This is a genomic window from Streptomyces sp. NPDC059740, from assembly GCF_042733155.1.
Lineage (GTDB): Bacteria > Actinomycetota > Actinomycetes > Streptomycetales > Streptomycetaceae > Streptomyces.
Genome location: NZ_JBHWGP010000021.1, coordinates 60279 through 84584, shown reverse-complemented (window position 1 = coordinate 84584; position 24306 = coordinate 60279). Strand labels below are relative to the sequence as shown.

Genomic DNA, 24306 nt, shown 5'->3' with positions numbered 1-24306 from the left:
CGCGGCTCGGTGACGCTCACGAGAGGTCACTCGCCTTCAGGTAGCCCTCGTCCACCAGCAGCTGGGTGTTGGAGCGGTCCACGCTCACCGGGTCGAGCAGGTAGGCGGGCACCACCCGGGAGCCGTTGTCGTAGCTCTTGGTGTCGTTGACCTCCGGCTTGCGGTGGTGCAGCACGTCGTCGCCCATGCGCACCGCCTCCTTCGCCAGCTTCCTGGTGTCCTTGTAGACGGTCTGCGTCTGCTGCCCGGCCCGGATGGACTTGATCGACGCCACCTCCGCGTCCTGCCCCGTCACGACCGGGAAGGGGTTCGCCTTGCTGCCGTAACCGGCGCTCTTGAGAGCCGAGATGATGCCGATGGACATGCCGTCGTAGGGCGAGAGGACGGCGTCGAGGTGCTCGCTGCCGTACGCCTTGGAGAGCAGGTCGTCCATCCGCTTCTGCGCCGTGCCGCCGTCCCAGCGCAGCGTGTACGCCTGGTTCATGCGGGTCTGGTGGCTGCGGACGGTGAGCTGGCCGCTGTCGAAGTACGGCTTGAGGACGGCCATGGCACCGTTCCAGAAGTACCGGGTGTTGTTGTCGTCGGAGGAGCCGGCGAACAGCTCGATGGTGTGCTTGGCGTCCTTGTCCTTCTTCAGGCCCAGCTTGTCCACGATGTACTGGCCCTGGAGGCGCCCGACGCGTTCGTTGTCGAAGGAGGCGTAGTAGTCGACGTAGGGGCTGCCGACGAGGAGCCGGTCGTAGGAGATCACCGGTATCCCGGCGTTGTGGGCCTGGCGCAGGACGTCGGTGAGCGCGGAGCCGTCGATCGCGGCGATCACCAGCAGCCGGTCGCCCTCGGTGATCATGTTCTCGATCTGCGAGACCTGGTTCTCCACCTGGTCGTCGCCGTACTGCAGGTCCGCCTTGTAGCCCTTGGACTCGAAGAGCTTCGCCATGTTGCGGCCGTCGGCGATCCACCGCTCCGAGGACTTGGTGGGCATCGCGATACCGACGGTGCCGCCGCTCGTACCACCGGGGTGGTAGCGGCTGCCGCCGCGGGCCTCCTGCCCGCAGGCACTCAAGCCCAGGCAGACGGCGGCCGCCAGGGCGATCCAGGTCGCGGGCCGGGCCCGGCGGACGGCCCGGCGCGGGGCCGCCGCCGGGTACCGGTCAGTCCTGGCGGACCGGTTGGGGGACACGGGCATCACTCGTCAGCTCCTCGACGTCGTCGTCAGCGGATGCGGCCGGCGCGCCGGGGCGGGCGTCGGCGGTCTCGGGAAGGGGGAAGCGGCGCAGCTCGCCGGGGAGCCGGGCGCCCAGCGGCGACATGCCGTCGCGGGCCCCCAGCCGCTCCAGCAGGTCCAGCACGAGCCGGCCCCGGCGTACCCGCTCGCGGGCGCTGCTGAGCGCCACCTCCCGCAACTGGGCGCCGTAGGGGTAGATGCCGGGGGACCTGCTCAGTCCGAACTTCAGGTACAGCGGGGCGCCGCGGCGGATCAGCTCGGCGACGTCGTACATGCGCACGTACCCGCCGAGGTCGTCGGGTGCCTCGACGTAGAAGTCCAGCGGCGCCCGGGAGGCGCGGCGGATCTGGGTGAGGTGGTCCAGGGTGAGGTCGGAGGGGATGTTGAGGGAGTCCGCGCCCAGCCGCTCCCAGACCTCGAAGGAGGCCGGGTTGACCGGGCCCACCAGGGCCGACACCTTGAACGTCACGTCGGCCGGCAGGACGCCCTGCGCGCGCAGCCGGTGCAGCAGCCACAGCACGCCCTCGTCGGCCACCAGCAGGCAGCGCACGCCGAGTTCGACGGCGCGCAGGGCGTCCTCGACGCAGCCGGCGACCGACTCGGCGCCACGGGCCCGCAGCCCGCCGCCACCGGAGTCCGAACGGGTCGCGGCCCCGATGTCCCAGGTGCCGCGCGGCCCGGTGAACAGGCAGAGCTCCACCTGCCGCTGCGCGCACAGGCCGACCATCTCGGTGATCTCGGCGTCGGTGAGCATCCACACGCCGCTGCCCTGGCTGATGCGGTGGACGGGGACGTCCAGCCGTGCCGCCTCGGCCAGGACGGTGGCCAGCGCCTCGGGCCCCTCGACGGAGGGGACCTCGGTGCGCCAGGTGGAACCGTCGGGGAAGGAGTGGGGCGAGGCGTCGCCGGGCGCCGGCGCGGGCAGGGCGTGGCCGAGCCGGTCCAGGACGTGGGCGGCGGGACGGCGGGGGGAGTGCGGGACGGGGGTGGTGGTGCTGGACAAGGTGGCTCCTTGTGGTCGTACGGGCGGTGCGCAGGGGCTGGGGGTGCCGGCCGGCCTCACTCCTCGCCGGGCAGGAGGAGGACCTTGCCGACGCCGGGATCGCCGCTGCCGACGAGCGCCACCGCCTCCGCGTACCGCTCCAGGGGGAAGCTGTGGGTGACCAGCGGACCGGGCCGCAACAGGCCCTGGGCGAAGGCCCGCACGGCGTGGGTCCAGGCGCCGGAGGAGGCGCCGAAGACCCCGTGCACGGAGATCTGGCCGAGGGTGAGGGCGATCGGGTCGAGCCCGCGGGCCCCCTCGACGGGCAGCCCGACCAGCACCACCCGTCCGCCGCGGCGGGCCAGCCGCACGGCGGTGGCGGCGCTGTCCGGTGCGCCGGCGGTCTCCACGACGAGGTCGAAGCGGCCGGGTGCCGCCTGGCGGGGGCCGCACGCCGAGGTCGCACCCATGTCCTGCGCCGCGTCGGCGCGCGCCGTCCGCGGGTCGACGGCGACCAGCTCGGCGGGGGAGGCGGCGGCCAGGAGCTGGACGGTCAGCAGGCCCAGCGCGCCCGCCCCCACCACCGCGATCCGCTCGCCGGGGACGGGCCGGGCGGCCAGCGCCGCGGCGGCGGCCACGGCGGCGGGCTCCAGGAGGGCTGCGGCCCGCAGGTCCGCACCCTCCGGCAGGGTGTGCACCAGCCGTGCCGGCACCACCAGCGACTGGGCGAAGGCCCCCGGGCGGGTGAAGCCGGTCTCGTCGTACTCCGCCTCGCACAGCGAGGTCTCCCCGGACCGGCAGCGCGCGCAGACCTGGCAGTTGACGAACCCCTCGGCCACCACCGGCCGGCCGACCAGCCCGGGGTCGACGCCGCCGCCCACCGCCGCGACGGTGCCCGCCCACTCGTGGCCGGGGGTCAGGGGGTAGCGCACGTAGCCGGCGGGGCGGGTGCCGTCGTGGACCTCGCGGTCGCTGCCGCACACGCCCGCGGCGGCCACGTCCACCCGGACCTGGCCGGGGCCGGGCTCCGGCACCGGTACGCGGGCCACCCGGTGACGGCCGGGCCCGTCGACGACCACCGCCCGCTGCGTGGGGCGCCCGGCGGTGTCGCGGGCGGGCGCGTGGGCGCTCACTGCGAGCCCTTGGGCGCGCGCTTCTCCCAGCCCTCGGCCCACAGGTCGAACCGGGCCTGCTGCTGGGGGAACTCGGCGGCGGCCTCGGTGTCCAGCTCCACGCCCAGCCCCGGGGCCTCGGGCAGGGCGAAGTAGCCGTCGACGACCTGGGGCGCGCCCTTGACGACGCGCTTGATCTCGGCGTCGGCGAAGTCGTTGAAGTGCTCCAGGATCTTGAAGTTGGGCGTGCAGCCGGCCACTTGGAGAGAGGCGGCGGTCAGCACGGAGCCGCCGACGTTGTGCGGGGCCACCAGGGTGTAGTGGGTCTCCGCGGTCGCGGCGAGCTTGCGGGTCTCCAGGATGCCGCCGAGGTGGCCGACGTCCGGCTGGATGACGTCGGCCACCTGTGACTCGAACAGCTCGCGGAACTCGATGCGGTCGTGGATGCGCTCGCCGGTGGCGATCGGGAGGTCCACCTTCTGGGAGACCTTCCGCAGCGCCGCCAGGTTCTCCGGCGGGACCGGCTCCTCCAGCCACGCCGGGTGGAACGGTGCCATCTCGTGGGCCAGCCGGACCGCGGTGGACGGGCTGAAACGGCCGTGCATCTCCAGCATCAGCTCGCACTCGGGCCCGATGGCGTCCCGGACCGCCTCGATCAGGGAGACGGCGTAGACGGTCTGCTGGTGGTCGAGTTCGAAGTGCCCGGTCCCGAACGGGTCGATCTTCAAGGCCCGGTAGCCCCGCTCCACGACCGCGCTCGCCGCCTTGTGGTACGCCTCCGGGGTGCGTTCGGTGGTGTACCAGCCGTTGGCGTAGGCCTTGACGCGGTCGGTGACCCGGCCGCCGAGCAACTGCCAGACCGGGACGCCCAGGGCCTTGCCCTTGATGTCCCAACAGGCCATCTCCACACAGGCGATGCCCGACATGACGATCTCGCCGGCCCGGCCGTAGTCGCCGTACTTCATGCGCCGCACGAGGTCCTCGACGGCGAACGGGTCGGAGCCCTCGATGTGGTTGACGGCGGCTTCCCGGAGATAGCCGAGCAGGGCGTCGGTGTGGCCGAGCATCCGCGTCTCACCCACGCCGGTGAGGCCCTCGTCGGTGTGCACCTGTACGTAGGTGAGGTTGCGCCAGGGGGTGCCGACGACGTGGGTGCTGAGGCCGGTGATGCGCACGGGAGATGTCCTTCCCTCCGGTGAACGGACGCGTCCGCGGAATGCGTCGTTCGATATTTCGTCAAGCGTTCGAAATGCTGGCCAGAACGTAGTGACGTGACGGAGGGGTGTCAATGGTTTGGACACGGCGGGCCCGTGCCTGACGAGGAGTCGGGTACGGGAGGCCGGCCGACCCGGGCGCCGGTTGCGGTGGTGCGCTCCGAGAGGGGGTCCGGGAAGGCGAGGAGAGTCAGCAGGACGGGGCGGCGGCGCCCTCGGCATCCCGGACCAGGGGGGCCACCGCGCCCGCCGCGGCGGCGAGCAGGGCGAGCGAGGTCAGCGCCGCGGGCAGCGAGAGCGCCTCCGCGAGGAAACCGATCGCGGGCGGGCCGGCCAGCATCCCGCCGTAGCCCACCGTCGACGCCGTCGCCACCCCGCTCGGGCCGCCCAGCGCCCCCGCGCCCGCCACGGCCAGCGGGAAGATGTTCGCCAGGCCCGCGCCCGCCACCAGGAAGCCGAGATAGGCCAGGGGGACGTTCGGTGCGAGCGCGCCGAGCAGCAGCCCGGCTGCCGCCACCAGCCCGCCCCACAGCAGCGTCCGGGTGCGTCCCAGGCGCCGCACCGTCCAGGTCCCCGTCACCCGGCCCGCTGCCATCGCCAGCGCGAACGCCGAGTAGCCGGCGGCGGCGAGCCCCGCGGAGGCGTGCAGGTCCTGCGAGAGGTGCAGGGCGCCCCAGTCGGCCATGGCGCCCTCGCCGTAGGCGGTGCACAGGGCGATCAGCCCGAAGAGCAGCACCGGGCGGCGGACACCCCGGTGGACACCGCGGTCGGCGGTGCGCCGCGGGGCGGACGCGGTCGGCTGCCCGGGCCCGGCCGGGACGCCGCCGCGCAGCCCGTACCCGGCGACCGCCGTGACCAGCAGCCCGGCCACCGTGAGCAGCAGCAGGTGACGGGTGGGGGACAGGAAACCCGCCAGCAGGCCGCCGAGAGCGGACCCGGCCATGCCGCCCAGGCTGAACGCGGCGTGGAAGGAGGGCATCACGGGCCGCCGCAGTGCCGCGATGACGTCGACGGCCCCGCTGTTCATCGCCACGTTGAGCGCCCCGTAGGCGGCGCCGAAGGCCAGCAGCACCCCGCCCAGGGCGAGGGCGGAGTGGGTGAGCGGAGGCAGGGCCACGCTCAGCGAGAGCGCCGCACCCGTCAGGACGGTGACCCGGGAGGTGCCCCAGCGGCGGCACAGCCGGCCGGTCACCAGCATGCACGCGACCGCTCCCGCGGAGACGCCCAGCAGTGCGAGCCCCAGGCTCCCGGCCGAGGCGCCGGTCTGCGCCTTGACGGCCGGTATGCGGGTGAGCCAGCCCGCGAAGACGAAGCCGTCGAGGGCGAAGAAGGCCGTCAGGGCGGCCCGCGCCCGGCGTATTCGCAGCGGTGCGGGACGGCCGTCGCCCTGGGCTGACGCCGACACGGTCGTGCTGCTTTTGTTCAGGGCCGACACAAAGCCAGAATAGGGGCGTGACCCAGACTCGGACAACCAGGTTGGAGCGGGGCCGAGGCGCCCTCGGTCCGGCCCTGGAACTCGTACACACCGGCCGGGCGCCCACGCGCGCGGTGCTGACCAGCGCGCTCGGCGTCACCCGGGCCACCGCGGGCGCCGTGGCCTCCGAACTGGAGGCCCTCGGACTGATCACGGTCGACGCCCACCCCACCGCCTCCGCAGGTTCCCAGGGCAGGCCCTCCCACCGGCTGCACATCGATCCCGAGGGCCCCGTCGTCCTCGCAGCGCAGATCCACTCCGACGGTTACCGGGTCGCCCTGGTCGGCCTCGGCGGCGCCGTCGTCTCCACCGCCGTCGGCTGCGAGCCCGTGCCGGAGCCGGCGGCGGCCATGGCCGAGGTCGTCGCGGTCGGTGCCCGGTTGCTGGCCGAGACGGGCCGGCGCTGCCTGGGGGCCGGCCTCGCGGTGCCCTCCGCGATCGCCGAACCGGACGGGGAGGCGCTCAACCCGCTCCACCTGGACTGGCCGGTCGGTGCGCCGGTCCGCGCGTTGTTCCAGGGGGCGCTCAGGGCGGCAGGCGTCCCCGGAGTCACACCGGAGGTCGGGTTCACCGGAAACGACGTCAACCTCCAGGCGCTGGCCGAGCACCGGCACGGCGCGGGCCGCGACGCCCGGGACCTGCTCTGCGTCGCCTCCGGCCACCGTGGCGTCGGCGGGGCACTGGTCCTCGACGGCCGGCTGCACAGCGGAAGCGCGGGGCTCGCCCTGGAGGTCGGCCACCTGACGGTCAACCCCGAGGGCACGCCCTGCCACTGCGGCAGCCGCGGCTGCCTGGACGTGGAGGCCGACCCACTGGCACTGCTGACCGCTGCCGGGCGCACGCCCGGCCCGGAGGGCTCCCTGCTGCGGCAGGCCGAGGACCTGCTGCGCCACGAGTACCAGGACCCGGCGGTGCGCGCGGCGGCGGAGCTGCTCATCGACCGCCTCGGCCTGGGCATCGCCGGGCTGGTCAACATCCTCAACCCCGACCGGGTCGTCCTGGGCGGGCTGCACCGCGCACTCGTCGAGGTGGACGCCACGCGCCTGCGGGCAGTGGTCGCCGACCGGAGCCTGTGGGGCCGGTCCGGCGCCGTCCCCGTGCTGCCGTGCTCGCTCGCCCACAACAGCCTCGTCGGCGCCGCCGAGTTGGCCTGGCAGCCGGTGCTCGACGATCCGCTGGTGGCCGAGCGGACCTGACCGGGACCCGCCCCGGGCCAAGCCGTGGAGGAGCGGCCCGGGGCGGGCCCCTCCCGCACGGCCCCCAAAGCGAGCGGGCGCGCCACCGCATGCACCACCGTGCCCGGGCGGCGCAGGGCTCACCGCTCCGCCGTGGGCCGCTGCGCCAGGCCGGGGCGCGAGAAGTGCAGCACCCGGTACCACTGGTCGGGCGCACCGGCGGGGGCCGGGTCCGCCGTGGCCTCCTGAGCGCCCACTGTCCAGAGGGTGTAGTGCACCAGCTCCCAGGTGTACGGGTCCAGCCCGAGGGCCGTGCCGAACACCCCCGCGGCCCCGGCCAGCCGCTCCGCCCCGGCGCGCGCCTCGCCGATCGCCGCCCCCGGGTCGCGGTCGGCGGCCAGGCGCATGACACGGCGCCGGGCGGCGACCGGCTCTCCGTCGGCGCCGGGCCCCGGCAGGAAGCCCAGACCGGTCCAGTGGCGCACCTGCGGACGTCCGAAGTCCCGCACCACTTGGCCGAAGCCCGGCCCGGCGAGGAAGTCCCCCATCGCCCCCGGGTCGCTCCAGAGGTAGAAGGGCGCGTACGCGTTCACCGGTGAGGAGTCCCGGTCGCGTTCCCGGATGCCGTAGGCCTTCCACAACAGGCCCAGCAGTCCGTCGAGCAGGTGCCCCCTGGTCCGTACGCGTGCGCGGATCACGTCCATGTCGTAGTCGGCGGGCAGGGCGACGCTGTACTGCATGGCGTACACGGTCTCTCCTCGGGCGGAGGTGGGTGGGGCGGGGGCGCGACGGGCGCGCGGGTCCGGCCGTCCGCTCGGACCGTCACTGTACATACTAGTAGGTACAAGCATGTTCCGGGGTGTGTCTCCCGCTTCCGGGGTGTGTTCGAGGGCGCCGGTGCCCGGCGTACTTCCTCGGCCGTTCCGGCCCGTCCGGCTGCTCCCCGGGGGGTACGCCCGGTGCCCTCCTGCGTACGACGACGGGCGGGGGGTGCGCGGCGCAGGGTGGTGGTGTCGGATCGGACAAGGGCCGGAAGCGGCCTGGGAGATGGTGATGATGGACGTGCTCGCACAAGCGTGGACCGGCGGCCCCGGGCCGTGGGTGTTCCTGTTCCCGCTGTTCTGGGTGGTCGTGGTCGGCGGCGTGGTGTTCCTGCTGCGGACGGCCGGCCGTCGCCGCGGCGTCGGCCCCTTCCGCCGTGGCTGCGCCGGTGGCCCCGCCGCCGCGGACCACTCGCCGGTGACGGTGCTGGGCAGGAGGTTCGCCGCCGGCGAGATCGACGAGGACGAGTACTGGCGGCGCCTGTCGGTGCTGGAGGAGCGGTTCGGCGCCAAGGGCTGAGGAGGGAACCAGGGGTGTCAACCCACCCCGGCCCCGCCCGTCGGGACGCCCGCCCCCGCCACCTCCTCGACCAGTCGGTCGAGCGGGGTGCGGGTGTCGCCGGCGCCCGCGGCCACCCCCGCACCCCGGTGTGCGGGTGTCAGGGCGGGGAGGGCGAACCAGACGGTCTTGCCCTCCCCGCGCGGGCGCACGCCCCAGCTCTCGCTGAGCGCGGCGACGAGTGCCAGGCCCCGGCCGCCGGTGTCCTCGGGGCCCGCACCGCGCAGCAGCGGCTCGCGCGGATCGAGGTCGTGTACCGACACCGTCAACTGGTCCAGCAGGACGCTGAGTTCGACCGTGGCCTGCTTGCTCGGACGGGCGTGGTGGTGCACGTTGGCCAGCAGTTCCGTCACCCCCAGCGCGGCCGGGTCCACGAGGGGGTCGAGCCGCCAGTACCGGAGCTGAGCAGAAACGATTCTTCGCACCTGACCGAAGCGCGAGGGTGAGGCCTGGAGTGTCACCGTGCAGTGTCTGCTGGGCTGATTGATCACGACCGCGACTCCCTGGTGAGGCCGGGCGCCCCCGGGTCGGGCCAGGGGCGTGGAGCGGTCCCGGCGGCGTCCGTGCGTCACGGCGTCACCGCAGCTGGACCCTCTGTGATACGCATCCAGGGTCGGCCCGGCCGTCCTCGCCCGCAACCGTGCCTCACCCGGACGTGGCCCGCGGCGTCCGGGCGTACGAGGAGCCCGGGACGACGGCCACCCGGCTTGCGTCCCTCACTCCGGCAGCGGGCAGGGGCGTGGCGCGGCGGGGGCTCGGCGTGACGGTGCCCGTCGCCTGCCCTGCGCCGCCTGCGGGAGGCTCCTCAGCGGGCTGTGGTGCGCGCCGCCTCGACCGCGTCGACGAACCTCTCCGGGGCCTCGGGGCCGGCCCAGGTCAGCGAGTAGCGGTGGCCGTTGACCACGGCCTGCGCGCGCTCCCGCCCGAAGTCGAACCACGGCCGGCGCGTCTCCACGGCCCCCACCGGAGCACTGTCGATGACCGTGCCGCGGCTGTTGAGGAGGGCGAGCACGCCGTCCCGTATGACGACCTTTCCGGCCCGTGTCAGTGACCGCAACGAGCGCTCGATGCGCACGCCACTCGCGCTGAACTCCGAACCGGCCATGGCCCACCTCCGAGTTGCACGGGTGGGTGTTCTCCCCACCCCCGTCAGAAGTGTGCCCGCAACTCCGCCCCTCGCGCCAGTGCGCTCCGCCACACCCCGCGCCCCGTCCCGCGCGCCCGGTTCCCGCTCCCGCGCCCCCGGTCCGCAGGTGGGACGCGGGCACCGGCCCGCCGCGGTCGCCGGCGGCTGGCGCGGTGGGGCCGGGCGCCGTCCGGTCGCGGCTTCCCCCGCGACCGCACGGGCGCCTCCCCAAAGGGGTGCCGACAGCGTCCCAAAGTGATGTTTATGCAGGTGAGAGGCGGTTTTCGAGGTACTCTCGACGCGTGCCCGGCCGTCACGGCCGCGGGCCTGTTCCCTCGATCCCAGGAGCGTCGTCGGTGAGCGAGACCCCTGCACGTCCTTCCGCCCCCCGGCCGGACCCGGCGCCGGTGAGCGCCGCGCCGGCCGCCGCCGGCCGCGGGCCCGTCGTCCCCGGCACCCGGGACGTGGACCGCAGCGACCCCGAGTACCGCAACTGGCTCCGGGACGCCGTGCGCAAGGTCCAGGCAGACGCCAACCGCACGGCCGACACCCACCTCCTGCTCTTCCCGCTGCCCGTCCACTGGGGCGTCGACCTCTACCTGAAGGACGAGTCCACGCACCCCACCGGGAGCCTGAAGCACCGGCTGGCGCGGTCGCTGTTCCTCTACGGCCTGTGCAACGGCTGGATCCGTCCCGGCCGGCCGGTCATCGAGGCGTCCAGCGGCTCCACCGCCGTCTCCGAGGCGTACTTCGCCGGGCTGGTGGGTGTGCCGTTCATCGCCGTCATGCCGGCGACCACCAGCAGCGAGAAGACCCGCCTCATCGAGTTCCACGGCGGTACCTGCCACCTGGTGGAGGACCCCCGCACCGTCTACACCGTCGCCGCGCGGCTGGCCGAGGAGACCGGCGGCCACTACATGGACCAGTTCACCTACGCCGAGCGCGCCACCGACTGGCGCGGCAACAACAACATCGCCGAGTCGATCTACCAGCAACTGCGGCGCGAACGGCACCCCGAACCGGCCTGGATCGTGGCCACCGCCGGGACCGGCGGCACCTCCGCCACCATTGCCCGCTACGTCCACTACATGGGCTACGACACCCGCATCTGCGTACCCGACCCGGAGAACAGCTGCTTCTTCGACGGCTGGCTGACCGGCGACGCCCGCACCGACTGCACCACCGCCTCACGCATCGAGGGCATCGGCCGGCCCCGGATGGAACCGAGCTTCCTGCCCGCGGCCATCGACCGCATGATGAAGGTCCCGGACGCGGCCGGCCTCGCCGCGCTGCGCACCCTGGAGGCGGCGCTCGGCCGCAAGGCCGGCGGGTCGACGGGCACCGGGCTGTGGAGTTCCCTGCGCATCGTCGCGGAGATGGTGCGCGAGGGCCGCACCGGCTCGGTGGTGACCCTCCTGTGCGACCCCGGTGAACGCTACCTGGACAAGTACTACAGCGACGCCTGGCTCGCCTCCCAGGGACTCGACATCGAGCCCTACGGCGAGGTGCTGCGCACCTTCCTGGCCACGGGGGAGTGGCGGGAGTAGACGTCCGGCCCGCCCCGCCGCCGACCGCTCCGCCCGGCCGAATGCGGTGACAGCGGCCGGCGTTGGGCCCTCACGGCCCCCAGTCCCCGCGCAGCCGTGTCTGGAGGGTGCGCAGGGAGCGGCGGAAGAGGCTGCTCGCCGCCGGGCGGGCCAGGTGGAGGGCCAGACGGGTCGCCGGCCCGGCGTCCACGGCGACCGTCCAGCGCACCCGGGTGCCGGCGCCGGCCGGGGCCAGACGCCACTCCTCCAGCAGGGCCCGCACCCCCGGGGCGGTCATCTCGTCCACCCGGTAGAGGTAGCGCTGGCCCGGGTCGGCCGCCAGGACCGTCTCGGCGCACCGCACGCCACCCGCCAGCCAGACGTGACGGGTGGCCGGGCCCGAGACGCCGGCGGCGGGCACCGTCAGTACGCGGCGCACCCCGAGGAACCAGTCACCGTAGCTCTCCGCCTCCTCCACGAGCGCCGAGTAGACCGCGCGGGGTGACGCGGCGACCCGCCCCCCGAAGACCAGACGCAACGGAGCGGTGTCGACGAACTCCGCACTCACCGGCTCCAGTCGGCGCGCTCTCACCAGCTGCCCCCCACGTCAGGACCGGTGACCCGACCGGCCGTGCCGAGCCTGGCAGCGGCGGGGGCCGTTGCCGAGCGCCACGATAGTGCCGGCCGACTCAGCCCGCGGCCGTATCGGCAGGGTTCGCCCTACCGGGTGACGCCGTACCGTCCGCCCCCTCCTCGTCGCCCGCCACCACCAGCTCCGGCACCGCCTGCGACACCTCCGCCCGCAGCTCGGCGGTCAGGCCGCCGTCGGTGACCAGCACGTCGACGTCCGCCAACGCGGCGAAGGAACTGAACGCGCGGATACCCCACTTGGTGTGGTCGGCCAGCACCGCGACCTTCCGCGCCGAGCGCACGAAGTGGCGGTTGGTCTCGGCCTCCGCGAGGTTGGGGGTGGACAGGCCCGCCTCCACGGATATGCCGTGCACCCCGAGGAAGAGCACGTCGACGTGGAGCGAGCGGATGGCGGCGTCGGCCACCGGGCCCACCAGCGTGTCCGAGGGGGTGCGCACCCCGCCGGTCAGCACCACTGTGGCGGCGCCCACCCGCGGCCGGGCCACCGCCGCGGCGGCCCGTTGCGCCGTGTAGAACACCTCAGCCACCCGCACCGAGTTGGTGACCACCGTCAGGTCCGGGACGTCCAGCAGCTGCTGCGCCAGCGCGAACACCGTCGTACCGCCGGCCAGCGCCACCGTGCCGCCCGGCGCCACCAGGCCCGCCGCGGCCACCGCGATCTCCTCCTTGGCGGACGTCTCCAGCGCCGACTTGGCCTCGAAGCCCGGCTCGTGGGAGCTCGGCTCGCTCACCGGCACCGCCCCGCCGTGGACCTTCTCCACCATGCCCTGCCGGGCAAGGGCGTCCAGGTCGCGGCGGACGGTCATGTCCGAGACGCTGAGCCGGCGGGTGAGTTCGTTGACCCGTACGCCACCGCGCCGCCTCACCTCGTCGAGGATCAACGCCCTGCGCTGCTCCGCCAGGAGGTTCTGGTTGTCACTCACCCCGTCCGTCCCTTCTGCCCGGCCGACCACCCGCGGTCCGCCTCGGGTGCCGCCGGTTCAAGGTGACCGACCGTGCGCCTGACATCCTCCCACGAGCCGCCGGCACGCGGTCCGGGGCAGGAGCCGGAGGTGAGAGCCGCCCCCCGGGCGGGCAGTAAGCAGGTACGGCCCCACGCCGCGGGCACGGCGGGCAGGCCGGGCGGCACGGTGGCACCTCCAGAATTCCAGGCGACGGACACCGGGGGAAGACGTGGACCGGTTTGATGACGGGCAGGGCGGAGCAGCCACCCCGGTGGACGACCGGACCACCACGGCCGGAACCCACCCACCGGCCGGGGGGTGTGCGCAGGCGCAGACGCCGCCCGAGGTGCGGACAAGCGCCGACCAGCACGCGCCCACCCGCCCCCGCACCGCCGGCCCGCCCGGGGCGGGCCCCGCAGCCACCGCCCCGCCCCGCCCCCGGCCGGCTCCCGAGGCCGCGCAGGGCCGCAGCGGTTCGGGGCTGGCGCTCGAACTCCTCGTCCACGGGGTCGGCGGCACCACCCCGGAGAAGATGCTCGACGACCCGCGCACCGTCCGCGTCACCGGTGACGACACCGCCGCCTGCTACCGCCGGAGAGTCGACCGCCACGCCGAGGCCGACGCACGCGCCGGGACGGGACCCGCACCCGGGCCGCACCCCGGCGGCGAGGCCGCCGGAAACAAGTGGCAGCCGATCCGCGAGGCGTACTGCTGGTGCAACCTCACCTCCGGCAACGCCTCGCGCGCCCTGTGGCTGGTGCTGCTGCCCTTCATGATCGCCAACCTGGCGCACTGGATGCGTCCCGCCGCCTCCCCCCGCCACCCCGCCCAGCGCCTCTACGACCTGCTGGTGCGCCTGGTGGCCCTCAGCCTCACCGTCCTGCTCGTCGCCGCCGCCTGCGAGGTCGCCCTCGACCTGGTCGCCTGGCAGTGCGCCGCCGCCACCGCCTGCACCGCGGACGCCTCCTGGCTCGGCTTCCTCAGCCCGGCGCGCGGCGGCTGGTGGAGCGCCCCCGGCCGCCGGCTCGCGCTGGCCACCGCCGTCCCGCTCCTCCTCGTCGGCATCCTGTGGTGGCTCTCGCACCGCACCTGGAGCGCCTACGAGTCGGCCTCCCCGCCGCCCCGCCGGCCCGGCGCCTCGCAGGAGACCCCGCCGAGCGAACGCTCCCCGCTCCAGCAGGGCGGGTTCTGGTACGGCAGGCGCGTGGTGAGCCGGCTGCGGGCCGCCCACGTCGCGGCGGCGCTCCTCACCCCCGCCACCGCCCTGCTCGCCGCCACCACGCTCGGCGACGCCCCCGCCGGCGGCCCGCACCACACGGCCCTGACCGTCTGCGCGGTGGTGCTCGCCGCCGCCGTCGCGGTCCTCGGCGCCGCCGTCCTCCTCGTCGTCTGGCGCACCGCCCGCAGCGAGGCCCAGCCCGACGACGCCGCCGACTCGGCCTGGGTCCGGGCCCTGCCCCACGCCGCGCTCGCGGTGGTGGCCGCGACACTGGTCCACGCCGGCTGGGCACGGCCCGGCTGGAGCGGCGGCGGACGCCTCCCCACCGCCGGCGTCTTCCTCGTCCTCGCGGTGCTCCAGGGCGGCCTCGTGCTGGCCCTCGCCGTCACCGCGTGGGTGCTGCGCCGCGCCGCCCCCCGCGACGCGAAACCCCGTGCCGCCCTGCGCGGCCAGGCAGGACCGGCCGTGGCCCTGCTGGCCTGCGCCGTCGGCGGGTTGATGAGCGGGGGAGTGGCGCAGCGCTGCGCCGACTGGCTCGACGGCGACGCCAGCCCCGGCCACCCCGGCAGCCGGCTGGCGGGACCGCCGGTGCTGCTGTCCTGGCAGGCGTCGACGCTGCCGCTCCTCGGCCTGGTCCTGCTGGCCGGCGTGGCGGTCGCCGCGGTCCGCGTGGTAGTGGTCCGACGGGCGGTGGAGCCCGACATCGCCGGGCTCTACGACCCCTCGGAGACGCCCGACGCGCAGCGGACCCGGCAGATCGCCACCACCATCGCCCGCGCCGGCCTCACCGACGGCGCCCCCGTCCTGCTGAGCGCGGTGGCCGTGGCCACCCTGCTGACCGGGGCCGGCGCGGTGGTGGGGGCGTGGCTGACGGGGCTCGCCCCCGGCCCGGCCACCGCCCACGCACCGGCCTTCGTGCACGCCGCCGCGGAGACCGCGGAGTCGACGGGGTCCTGGCTGATGGGCGCCGGCGTCGTCCTGCTGCTCACCCTGGGCCGGCGCGCCTACCAGGACGCCGCTGCCCGCCGGACCGTGGGCGTGCTGTGGGACGTGGGGACGTTCTGGCCGCGCGCCGCCCACCCGTTCGCGCCGCCCTGCTACGCCGAGCGCGCCGTACCCGACCTCACCTGGCGCATGGCCACCTGGACCGAGACCTACGACGGGCGGCTGGTCATCTCCGGGCACTCGCAGGGCAGCGTGCTGGCCGCCGCCGCGGTCTGGCAACTCGACCCGGTCACCCGCAGCCGCGTCGCCCTGCTCACCTACGGCTCACCGCTGGAACGCCTCTACGGCCGCTGGTTCCCCGCCTTCTTCGGCCCGCCCTCACTGGAGGGGCTGCACCGGGAGACCGACGCCTGGCGCAACCTGTGGCGGCTCACCGACCCCATCGGCGGACCGGTACGGCTCTCCGGCGAGGACGGCCGGGCCGTGGACCGCGGGCCGCTGCGGGACCCGCTGGTCTACGGCCGCACCCTGCAGCACCCGCTGCCCGCGCCGATCCTCGGCCACAGCGACTACCAGGCCGACCCCGAGTTCACCGCCGTGCGGGCCGGACTCGTCGCGCGCCTGGGCGGCGGCCCGGCGCCCGCCACCGACCGGCCCGGTGCGCCCCCGCCGCCACCCCCTGACGGCACCGACGAGACGCCCGCTCAGGGGAGTTCGGGCAGGTCCTCGGCGTAGAGCAGGGTCAGGTCGGCGGTGCTCGGCTCGCTGAGCGTCGCCACCCGGCCGGCGTGCCGCTCCACCATCGCCTCGAACGTCTGCCGCGCCGTGCGCCCGTTGCCGAAGGAGGGCCCCTTGGGCAGCAGGGTGAAGTACTTCAGCAACGCCTCCTCCGCCCCCTCGGCGAGGCTGTACTGGTGCTCCTCGCCCTGCTGGCGGACGATGGACAGCAACTGCTCGGGGGCGTAGTCGCCGAAGGTGATGGTGCGCGAGAAGCGGGAGGCCACACCGGGGTTGACCGCGAGGAACCGCTCCATCTCGGCGGTGTACCCGGCCACGATCACCACGACCGCCTCCCGGTGGTCCTCCATCAGCTTCACCAGCGTGTCGATCGCCTCCCGGCCGAAGTCCCGGCCGGAGTCCTCCGGGGAGAGCGCGTAGGCCTCGTCGATGAAGAGGACGCCGCCACGGGCCCTCTCGAAGGCCTCCTGGGTGCGGATGGCGGTGGAACCGATGTGCTCGCCCACCAGGTCCACGCGGGAGACCTCCACCAGGTGGCCGCTCTCCAGCACCCCGAGGGAGGCCAGTATCTCGCCGTACAGCCGCGCCACCGTCGTCTTGCCGGTGCCGGGGGAGCCGGTGAAGACCAGGTGGCGGCGGACCGAGGCGGCCTTCAGGCCGGCCTCCCGGCGGCGCCGGCCCACCTCGATCATGTCGATGAGGCTGCGGACCTCCCGCTTGACGCTCTCCAGGCCCACCAGGGCGTCGAGTTCACCGAGCACCTCCTGCGAGGGCCGCCGGTCGAGGGCCGGTCCGGCTGCCGCGGGGGCCGGAGCCGGGCTGGCCGCCGGCCCGCCGCCCAGCAGTCCCGGCGACTGGGTCGCTCTCTGCACGGCGGGTGACGGGGCCGGCGGTTCGGTCGCCGCCGCGGCCCGGCTCTCGTCGCTCGTGCAGTCCTCGGCGACCGGGCCCTCCTCCGCGAACTCGTAGCCCCCGCGGGAGCACCGCTCGGTACGGCAGCGGCGCAGTACTGTCCGGCAGCCGTCGATGACGTGGAAGCCGTACCCGCCGCTGCCCGTGACCCGGCAGCCGTCGAAGGTGCCGCGGCCCTCGGCTGAGACGTAGAAGCCGGCCTCCGCGGGCCTGGTCACCGTGGAGCGCTCGATGGTGGGGTCCGCGCCCTTGGTGACGATGACGCCGGTCTGCGTGTCGTCGATCGTGCAGCCGGCGAGGGTGCCGCCGCTGCCGTGGTCGCGGAACCAGGCGCCGGTCCCCGCCTCCCGGATGCGGCAGTCGTCGAGCTGCACCACGGCGCCGTCGCTCACCGACACCGCGGTGGAGCGCACCCGTTCCAGGTCGCACTCGACGACGTCGGCCCGCGAACCGCGGTCCAGTACGAAGAGGGCGTCCGGCACGTCGTGCACGCGGGTGGACTCCAGCACCGCGCTGGCCCCGTCACTGATCCACACCGCGGGATAGTCGCCCGTACTGTCGTGGATCTCGCAGCTGTTGGCGTCCACCCGGGTGCCCGGGTCCCACACCGAGAGGCCGTTGCGGCCGAAGCCGCGCACCGAGGAGCGGGTCAGCGTCAGCACTGCGCGGGACCTGAGGTCCACCGCGTTCTCGGGTATGTCGTGGATGACGCAGTCAGCCATCGTCAGCACGGCGTCGCTGTCCAGCGTGACGCCGTCCGCGGAGGTGCGGTGCACCGTGCACTCGGTGAGGTGCCCCGTCGCACGGGAGGTGGCCTGCACCCCGGCGCCGCGTATCTCGTAGACCTCGCAGCCCACCGCCTCCACGGCGCTGCCCTCCCCGGTCAGCCACAGGCCGGCGCCCGCCGCGTGGTGCACCCGGCAGCGCTCCAGGCGGGGGTGCGCGCCGCCGCTGACCGAGACCCCGGCCTGACCGGCCGCCACGACCTCGCACTCCTCGAAGAGGCCGCCCGCCCCGTCCAGCACGCTGATGCCCACGCCACCGGGGTTGTCGACCGTGCAGCGGCGCACCGTCGGCCGGGCCCCGCCGCGCACCTCGACGCCGGCGGCCGAACGCGTCACCAGCCGCAGGTCCGCCAGCTCCGGCGCACCGTCCTCGACCAGCAGTGCGGGGGAGGTGGAGTCCTGTGCCTCCACCTGGAGGTCGGTGACCGTCGCCGAACCGCGGATGGTCACGGCCACCCCGTCCGCCGGGGCGATGCGCACCGCACCGCGCGAACCCTCCGGGCCGCGCAGCGTCACCGCCCGGCTCAGGACCAGGTTCTCGCGGTAAGTGCCCGCCGCCACCGTCAGCACGTCACCGTCGCCGGCGACCTCCAGTGCCGCGGCGAGCGAGGCGTACTCACCGGTGCGGCGCCGCCACCGCGACGTTCCGGAGTGCGTCACCTGGACCGTGCCGTGTGCCATGGCGCTGTCGTGCCCCCACCTTCGTGCGGCTGCCGATGACCCGGCGCGCGCATCCGCAGCGCCCCCACGCGGGCCGCAGCGACGGCGTCCGTGTGCGGCGTGCGTCGATCACGGCGCTGCCGAGCCCCAGCCGTGACGGCTGGCTGCACCACCGTAGCGCGCCCGGGACCTCGCCATGGACGCCGATCGCCATCCGGGCGCCGGCCGTGACCGGCCCCGCAGCCAAGACCGGACGGCGACGCGGCGGCACGCACGGTGGCGTGAGGCGGGGGAGCGGGCGGGACGCGCCGGCGCCTCAACTCCCCGCGCCGGCCCTGCCCCAGTCCTGGCCGGCCTGCTCCCACTCGCGGTCCCAGGCCCGCGAACGCCGGCGCAGCACCCGCCACATCACCAGCCGGCGGGCGGCCTCGACGCCGCCGGCCGTCAGCGCGCCGGCCCCGACTCCCGCGAGCACGGCGTGCGTTGCCGCGGTCGAGTCGTCCATCGGGCGGGGCACCGCCCGGCCCCGGTCGTCGGTCCAGACGTGGAACCGGTCCCTGGGCCCGACCGTCGCCGGCGCCTCCACCACACCGCTGCGCCAGGTGCCGTCCGGGGCCTGCCAGCGCGCCACCACGCGAGGCCGGTGGTCGCCGTCGGCGGCCGTCTCGGGGTCGGGGTCGTGACGACCGGGCGCGTGGCGGACGGCGGTGGCCGGCAGCAGGTGGCGGTGGAGCCGCTCCAGGCGGACCTGCTCGTGCAGGGCGTGGTGCACGGCGTCCCCCACCAGCCAGCCGACGCAGGGGCCCGACAGGACGGCCAGCAGCGTGGCCCCCACCGCCAGCCACCCCTCGACCAGGTCACTGGTGCGACGCAACGGATTGCGCCGCCACCGCCAGATCCCGAGCACCGACCGCACGAGCCGCCCCCTTCACACGTCCGCCGGGCGCGGGCCCGGTACGCACGGCGTCCGTGTGCCCCGCCTCGCCTCCGCGCACGGCGACGACCGTGACGTGGACCCGACTCTTCACAACCTCCGCGAGACACCTCCATGATGCCTCCTCGCCCCGCCCGCCGTGCGCTCCACCCCGAACTGCGGGCCCGCACTCAGGGAAGGACCTGCATCCGGTCCCCGACGCGCACGGTGCCGGACCCGTCCGGGATGAGGTTCTGGCCGAAGACCAGACGGTCCCCGAAGCGGCGGTGGCGGGCGAGGGAACGCAGCGGTTCCCTGCCGCGCTCGGCGGTGAGCTGGTCGACGGTGGTCACCACGCACCGCCCGGAGGGCTTCACCACGCGGAAGGTGACCTCCCCGACGCGGACCCGGCGCCAGCCGTCCTCGGCCCACGGCGGCGGGCCGTCGACGACCAGGTTCGGCCGGAACCGGGACATGGGCAGCGGGCCCTCGGCGGCGTCCTCGCCCTGTGCCACGAGGGAGTTCAGCGCGGTGAGGGAGGCCGCGCTGACCAGGAGCAGGGGGAAGCCGTCGGCGAAGGAGACCGTCTCCCCGGGGCGCGCGTGGCGCGGGTCGACGGGGCGGCTGGTGGCGGGATCGGCCATGTGCACCAGGCGGACCTCGGCGTCCAGGTACGTGCCGAACCAGCGGCCGGCGGCCTCGTCGGCCGTCAGCGCCTCGCAGGGGGTGCCGAAGACGGACACCTTGGTGACGGCCTCCGGTGCGGGGCGAGCGACACGCAGGGGTGGCATGCCGGGTGCCGCCACCCGCAGCGCGCCGTCCTCCTCCTGCTGGGCGCGCACCAACGCCAGCCGCGGGTGGGTGCGTTGGGTGACCTGCCGGCTCTCCGGGTCGACCAGCATCCACCGCCGGTCGCCCCGCAGGCCCCACGGCTCGACGCAGGCCTCGGTGACCTCGCGCCCCGCCAGGGACTTGACCGGGTACAGGTGGATCGCGCGCAGTCGTGGCTCGGACATGGCCACATCCTGCCAGCACCCACCGGCACGCCGGGCGGGATGCGGGAAGGGTCAGTAGCCGCCCCGCGGCGGGTACTGGCGGCCGTAGGGGTCGTCGTAGGGGCTGGGGGCCGGGCGCGGCGCCTGCTGGCGGGGCGGGACGGGAGCGGCGGGGCGCATGGCCTCGTAGCTCGCCGGGCCCGGCTGCTGCGGACGCTGCTGGTACTGCTGGGGCGGCGGGGTGTGGGCACCGCCGCGGGTCTGCTGCGGGATGTACGGCGCCGGGGTGTGCTGGAGCGGCGCGACGGTGGGCTGGGCCTGGTGGTTCTGCTGGCCCTGGTAACCCTGGTAGCCCTGCGAAGGCCCGGGGGAGGGGTGGGAGGGGGCTGCCGGGAGGGCCGGCAACGCCGACGGCAGCGCGGGAAGATAGGAGGAACCGGGATCGTAGGCCGAGGGGACCCTGATCGGCGCGATCTGCGGCGTGCCGCGCTCGGCCACGAGGCTGTCATAGATCGGGGTGTCCGCGAAGGCGGGCGAGGCGTAGTAGCCGCCGCCATAGCTGGAGCGGGGGGAGGTCATGCCTCTTAAGTTAAGCCAACCGGTTGGCGCCGGTCTAGAACGAGGACCTCATATCTCTGCGCTGACCTGCGTCTTCGCAGCTCAGGGGAGAAGTGTCCACTTGGGCGGCCATGGGCCTCTTTGACCGGGAAGGGCGGTGTGAAGGGCGTTATCCCGCCATCACAACGGTCCAAGCGGGGCATAATTGACCTGCCGTCACGGGTCGCCGCCCGGCAACTCGTCCGAGAGTGGCGCCCCTTGCCGGCCGGGGAGGCGGTCGCGGACGGCGCCGTGCTGCCGGCAGGCCCGGCCGGGCAGCCGCGCCTCACCGCGTCGGGGCGCCGTAGGTGCGTCCCTTCCACGCCGCTCCCCGGCCGCGGTGGTGCTGTACCGCGGAGTCCACCGTCATCAGCAGGTACAGCGTCGCGGTGAACGGCAGCAGCAGCGCCGCCCACACCGGCTGCCGGTAGTAGCGGAGCATCGGCACGAAGGTGCCCGTCATCACCGCCCAGGCGGCGCCGCCCAGCACCGCCGCCGGCGCACCGAGCCCGGCCGCTCCCGCCACCAGCGCGACCGGCGGGGCCAGGTAGACCAGGGCCAGGCCCACCACCGTCCCGGCCAGCAGCAGCGGCGAGTGGCGCAACTGCGCGTAGGCGCTGCGCGAGACCATCCGCCACAGCTCGGCCAGGCGCGGGTAGGGGCGCACGCTGTCCACGCCGTGCGCGAGCCCGAGCCAGATCCTGCCCCCGGTCCGCTTGACGGCACGGGCCAGCGAGACGTCGTCGATCACGGCCTGCCGGATGCTGTCCGGAAGCCCGGCCCGCTCCGCCGCCTCCCGCCGCAGCAGCACGCAGCCGCCGGCCGCAGCCGCCGTGCGGTTCCCCGCACGGTTGACCCACCGGAAGGGGTAGAGCTGCCCGAAGAGGTAGACGAACGCCGGGACGATCAGCCGCTCCCAGCCGGTGGCCACCCGCAACCGTGCCATCTGCGAGACCAGGTCGAGTCCGGTGGTGGTCGCCGCCGCCACCAGCTCCCGCAGGCTGTCCGGCTCGTGGGCGATGTCGGCGTCGGTCAGCAGCCAGAACTCGGCGCCGCCGCGCTCGGCCGCCGTCCGCATGCCGTGCCGCACCGCCCACAGCTTGCCCGTCCACCCGGGTTCCGGCTCGGGCGGCGAGAGGACCGTCAGCGGCAGGCCGCCGTGGTCCCGCGCCAGGGCCCGGGCGACCTCGCCGGTGCCGTCGCTGCTGGAGTCGTCCACCAGGAAGACCTCCGCCCGCCCCGGGTACTTCTGCGCCAGCAGCGAGGGCAGCGAGCGCGGCAGCACCTCCGCCTCGTCCCGGGCGGGCACCACCACCGCGACGGTCGGCCACCGCGCGGGGTCCACCCGCTCCGGCAGCGTCACGTCCGTGCGCCAGAAGAAGCCCTGCCCCAGCCACAACCACAGCCAGGCCACCAGCGACCCGGCACCGATCCACGCCATCACGTCCACGGGCGCAGTCTGCCGCAGCCGCCCCCGCCGCCGACGGCAACCCCGGCGCTCCCGGGGTGCCGCACGGCCCATCGACTAAGGTTGCGGCGTGAAGATCGCGCTCCTGGACTCCGGTATCGGACTGCTCGCCGCCGCCGCCGCGGTGCGGCGCCTGCGCCCGGACGCCGACCTCGTCCTCTCGTCCGACCCCGACAGCATGCCCTGGGGCCCCCGCACCCCCGAGGACGTCGTCGAGCGCTCCGTCCACCTGGCCAGGGCCGCGGCCCGGCACCGGCCCGACGCGCTGGTCGTCGCCTGCAACACCTCCTCCGTCAACGCCCTGCCCGCCCTGCGGCGCGAACTGGAGCCGGAGGTACCGGTGGTCGGCACCGTGCCGGCGGTGAAGCCGGCCGCGGCCGGTGGCGGCCCGGTCGCCGTCTGGGCCACCCCCGCCACCACCGGCAGCCCCTACCAGCGCGACCTGATCGCCCGCTTCGCCGCCGGCGTCGAGGTCACCGAGGTGCCCTGCCCCGGACTCGCCGACGCCGTGCAGTGGGCGGACGAGGCGGGGATCGACGCCGCCGTCGGGGCCGCCGCCGCGCTCACGCCGCCGGACGTGCGGGCCGTGGTGCTCGGCTGCACCCACTACGAACTGGTCGCCGACCGCATCGCCGCGGCGCTGCGCCGCCCCCGGACCCCCGCCGCGGCGGGCGACCTGGCGCTGCACGGTTCGGCGGAGGCGGTCGCCGCGCAGGCGCTGCGCAGGATCGGCGCCGAGCCGGCGCCCGCCGCCGACGCCACCGGCTCCCTCACCGTCCTGCTCGGCGGGCGCCCCGCCCAGCTGCCGCGGGAGGCCCTGGTCTACGCGGAGGGCCGGCTGCTGGCGGCGGGCGACCGCACCCCCGTGGGCGGCGCACGCCCCGTCTGAGGGGCCGCACCCCCCGGTGCGGGCCGCCCGGCGGCCGGGCGCTCACCCGAGTGGCGCACGGCGCCCGTCCCGGGTCCGGTGGGACGCGGTGCCGGCCCGGCGCGTTGGGCGTACGCTGCGAGACATGAGGGACAACCCCCACGGTGGGGCGACCGCCCCACGAGACGACAACGGCCCTCCCCGCATCCCCGGCCTCCCCGCCCTCCCCGGGCCGCAGGAGGTCTGGCAGGGGCGCGCCACCAACCGCGTCCAGTGGCTGCTCGCCGCAGTGGGAGCCGCCTGTCTGGCCCTCGGTATCGAACTCGCCGTCGACGACGCCTGGACGGCCGGCAGTACCGCGCTGGTGATGGCCGTGGTCGGCTGCGTCGCCGCCGGCGTCCTCGTCCTGTTCGGCACGATCGCGTTCGTGCACGTCGCGGTGCGGGTCGAGGACGACTACCTGGAGGTCCGCTGCGGGCACATGGGGCTGCCGCGTCGCCGCATTCCGCTGGCCCAGGTGGTGGGCGCGGACGTGGTGCCCCGTGTGACCCCGCGCCACTGGGGCGGCTGGGGCTACCGCTGGCGTCCCGACCAGGGGACGGCCGTGGTGGTGCGGCGCGGTGAGGGGGTGGCCCTGCGGCTCGGCGACGGGCGGGTCTTCACCGTCACCGTCGACGACGCAGAGGCGGCCGTGCGCTGCATCCGCGGTCGGCTCACCCGCGGGCGGAAGGCGACCTGAGGCCCGGCCCACCTCCCGTGGTGGGGTTGATCACAGAGTGTGGGACGAGGCGCCTGTGATGGTTTATCGTTCAATTTGAGCCAGGAGTCATCGCTCCCGAGCTCCCGTGGCCCCGGCCGGTTCCCCCCGTCCGGCCGGGGTCCGACGGTCCTCAGGCCGACTCGTCCGCCTCCCGGAACCAGGTCGGCGCCTCCTTCTCCGCCGCCCGCCGGATGCGCTCCAGGGCGAAGTCCTCCAGCTCCGGCAGCGCGTCCAGCGCGAACCAGCCCACCGCCAGCGCCTCGTCGTCGTTGACCCGCGCCTGGCCGGAGACCGCCCGGCAGCGCAGTGTGACGTCCATGAACTGACAGTGGTCGCCGTTGGGGTACCGGATCGGCTTCAGCGCCTCCACCAGCACCACGCGCTCCACGGCGCACCGCACCGCCGTCTCCTCGTACACCTCGCGCACCGCCGTGGTCGCGGGCTGCTCACCCGGCTCGGGGATGCCGCCCACGACGGACCAGCGGCCGGTGTCCACCCGCTGCATGAGCAGGACCTCGCCGGCGTCGTTGAAGACGACGGCGGTGACGCCGGGCAGCCACAGGAGCTGGTGGCCGGCCAGGGCACGGAGCTGGAGGATGAAGTCGGGAGTCGCCATGCCCGAACCCTAGCGGTCCCC

General features: G+C 75.2%; 22 protein-coding genes. 6 read left to right on the top strand and 16 right to left on the bottom strand.

All coding sequences use genetic code 11. From position 1 onward, the window contains the following. Positions 1–16: 16 nt before the first annotated feature. The 5 genes from chvE to ACFV3R_RS22590 form a co-directional block, all read right to left on the bottom strand. Positions 17–1186, bottom strand: a complete 1170-nt coding sequence (chvE, locus tag ACFV3R_RS22610; RefSeq protein ID WP_385585899.1) for a multiple monosaccharide ABC transporter substrate-binding protein — start codon at positions 1184–1186, stop codon at positions 17–19. Continuing rightward, the gene (locus ACFV3R_RS22605) at positions 1152–2228 is read right to left on the bottom strand and encodes a hypothetical protein (RefSeq protein WP_385585896.1); all 1077 of its coding nucleotides are present in this window, start codon (positions 2226–2228) and stop codon (positions 1152–1154) included. Before ACFV3R_RS22605 ends, chvE begins: the two co-directional genes overlap by 35 nt. 56 nt (positions 2229–2284) lie before the next feature. Next, the gene (locus ACFV3R_RS22600; protein ID WP_385585893.1) at positions 2285–3340 is read right to left on the bottom strand and encodes a zinc-binding dehydrogenase; all 1056 of its coding nucleotides are present in this window, start codon (positions 3338–3340) and stop codon (positions 2285–2287) included. Continuing rightward, complete coding sequence (locus ACFV3R_RS22595) at positions 3337–4494, bottom strand: mandelate racemase/muconate lactonizing enzyme family protein (protein WP_385585890.1); 1158 nt, start codon at positions 4492–4494, stop codon at positions 3337–3339. Before ACFV3R_RS22595 ends, ACFV3R_RS22600 begins: the two co-directional genes overlap by 4 nt. Before the next feature lie 229 nt (positions 4495–4723). After that, a complete protein-coding gene (locus ACFV3R_RS22590) occupies positions 4724–5968 on the bottom strand; it encodes an MFS transporter (protein WP_385585887.1) in 1245 nt (414 codons plus the stop codon). Between the two features lie 17 nt (positions 5969–5985). Here ACFV3R_RS22590 and ACFV3R_RS22585 point away from each other — a divergent pair, with 17 nt between their 5' ends. Beyond that, a complete protein-coding gene (locus ACFV3R_RS22585; protein WP_385585884.1) occupies positions 5986–7203 on the top strand; it encodes an ROK family protein in 1218 nt (405 codons plus the stop codon). A gap of 119 nt (positions 7204–7322) precedes the next feature. On the opposite strand, the gene ACFV3R_RS22580 is transcribed toward ACFV3R_RS22585, so the two are convergent. Further along, positions 7323–7922, bottom strand: coding sequence for a DUF4865 family protein (locus tag ACFV3R_RS22580; protein WP_385585980.1), 600 nt, complete (start codon positions 7920–7922; stop codon positions 7323–7325). A 316-nt stretch (positions 7923–8238) separates the two neighbouring features. Here ACFV3R_RS22580 and ACFV3R_RS22575 point away from each other — a divergent pair, with 316 nt between their 5' ends. After that, complete coding sequence (locus ACFV3R_RS22575; RefSeq protein WP_385585977.1) at positions 8239–8523, top strand: SHOCT domain-containing protein; 285 nt, start codon at positions 8239–8241, stop codon at positions 8521–8523. Between the two features lie 17 nt (positions 8524–8540). Here ACFV3R_RS22575 and ACFV3R_RS22570 read toward each other — a convergent pair whose 3' ends face one another. Both ACFV3R_RS22570 and ACFV3R_RS22565 read right to left on the bottom strand, forming a co-directional pair. Beyond that, on the bottom strand, positions 8541–9053 hold the full coding sequence (locus ACFV3R_RS22570; protein WP_385585880.1) for an ATP-binding protein: 513 nt from the start codon (positions 9051–9053) through the stop codon (positions 8541–8543). A 314-nt stretch (positions 9054–9367) separates the two neighbouring features. After that, positions 9368–9667 carry a hypothetical protein gene (locus tag ACFV3R_RS22565; RefSeq protein WP_385585877.1) on the bottom strand — a complete coding sequence of 100 codons (300 nt, stop codon included), beginning with the start codon at positions 9665–9667 and terminating at the stop codon, positions 9368–9370. A gap of 428 nt (positions 9668–10095) precedes the next feature. Between ACFV3R_RS22565 and ACFV3R_RS22560 the strand changes: the two genes are divergently transcribed. Continuing rightward, positions 10096–11235 carry a PLP-dependent cysteine synthase family protein gene (locus tag ACFV3R_RS22560; protein WP_385585974.1) on the top strand — a complete coding sequence of 380 codons (1140 nt, stop codon included), beginning with the start codon at positions 10096–10098 and terminating at the stop codon, positions 11233–11235. Between the two features lie 70 nt (positions 11236–11305). Here the strand turns inward: ACFV3R_RS22560 and ACFV3R_RS22555 are convergent, their stop codons facing one another. Continuing rightward, positions 11306–11806: an SRPBCC family protein gene (locus ACFV3R_RS22555; protein WP_385585874.1), complete on the bottom strand. Its 501-nt coding sequence runs from the start codon at positions 11804–11806 to the stop codon at positions 11306–11308. A gap of 97 nt (positions 11807–11903) precedes the next feature. Next, positions 11904–12788, bottom strand: a complete 885-nt coding sequence (locus ACFV3R_RS22550) for a DeoR/GlpR family DNA-binding transcription regulator (RefSeq protein ID WP_385585871.1) — start codon at positions 12786–12788, stop codon at positions 11904–11906. A 553-nt stretch (positions 12789–13341) separates the two neighbouring features. On the opposite strand from ACFV3R_RS22550, the gene ACFV3R_RS22545 reads away from it, so the two are divergent. Then, positions 13342–15708 carry a hypothetical protein gene (locus ACFV3R_RS22545; protein ID WP_385585971.1) on the top strand — a complete coding sequence of 789 codons (2367 nt, stop codon included), beginning with the start codon at positions 13342–13344 and terminating at the stop codon, positions 15706–15708. Here ACFV3R_RS22545 and ACFV3R_RS22540 read toward each other — a convergent pair. The 5 genes from ACFV3R_RS22540 to ACFV3R_RS22520 all read right to left on the bottom strand — a co-directional run bounded on the left by ACFV3R_RS22540 (position 15678) and on the right by ACFV3R_RS22520 (position 22014). Then, positions 15678–18089: a right-handed parallel beta-helix repeat-containing protein gene (locus ACFV3R_RS22540; RefSeq protein WP_385585868.1), complete on the bottom strand. Its 2412-nt coding sequence runs from the start codon at positions 18087–18089 to the stop codon at positions 15678–15680. The two genes, ACFV3R_RS22545 and ACFV3R_RS22540, sit on opposite strands and share 31 nt — an antisense overlap. A gap of 295 nt (positions 18090–18384) precedes the next feature. Beyond that, positions 18385–18984, bottom strand: coding sequence for a hypothetical protein (locus ACFV3R_RS22535; protein WP_385585865.1), 600 nt, complete (start codon positions 18982–18984; stop codon positions 18385–18387). A gap of 188 nt (positions 18985–19172) precedes the next feature. Continuing rightward, on the bottom strand, positions 19173–19997 hold the full coding sequence (locus ACFV3R_RS22530) for an MOSC domain-containing protein (protein WP_385585862.1): 825 nt from the start codon (positions 19995–19997) through the stop codon (positions 19173–19175). A 51-nt stretch (positions 19998–20048) separates the two neighbouring features. Further along, positions 20049–20555, bottom strand: coding sequence for a DUF6643 family protein (locus ACFV3R_RS22525; RefSeq protein WP_385585859.1), 507 nt, complete (start codon positions 20553–20555; stop codon positions 20049–20051). Between the two features lie 304 nt (positions 20556–20859). Then, positions 20860–22014 carry a glycosyltransferase gene (locus tag ACFV3R_RS22520; protein ID WP_385585967.1) on the bottom strand — a complete coding sequence of 385 codons (1155 nt, stop codon included), beginning with the start codon at positions 22012–22014 and terminating at the stop codon, positions 20860–20862. 97 nt (positions 22015–22111) lie between these two features. On the opposite strand from ACFV3R_RS22520, the gene ACFV3R_RS22515 reads away from it, so the two are divergent. Together ACFV3R_RS22515 and ACFV3R_RS22510 are read left to right on the top strand one after the other, a co-directional pair. Further along, positions 22112–22930 (top strand): glutamate racemase, encoded by an 819-nt coding sequence (locus ACFV3R_RS22515; RefSeq protein WP_385585856.1) that lies wholly within the window; start codon positions 22112–22114, stop codon positions 22928–22930. 124 nt (positions 22931–23054) lie between these two features. Continuing rightward, positions 23055–23648: a hypothetical protein gene (locus tag ACFV3R_RS22510; protein ID WP_385585853.1), complete on the top strand. Its 594-nt coding sequence runs from the start codon at positions 23055–23057 to the stop codon at positions 23646–23648. A gap of 151 nt (positions 23649–23799) precedes the next feature. Here ACFV3R_RS22510 and ACFV3R_RS22505 read toward each other — a convergent pair whose 3' ends face one another. Next, positions 23800–24285 (bottom strand): NUDIX domain-containing protein, encoded by a 486-nt coding sequence (locus tag ACFV3R_RS22505; RefSeq protein WP_385585850.1) that lies wholly within the window; start codon positions 24283–24285, stop codon positions 23800–23802. Positions 24286–24306: the final 21 nt, after the last annotated feature.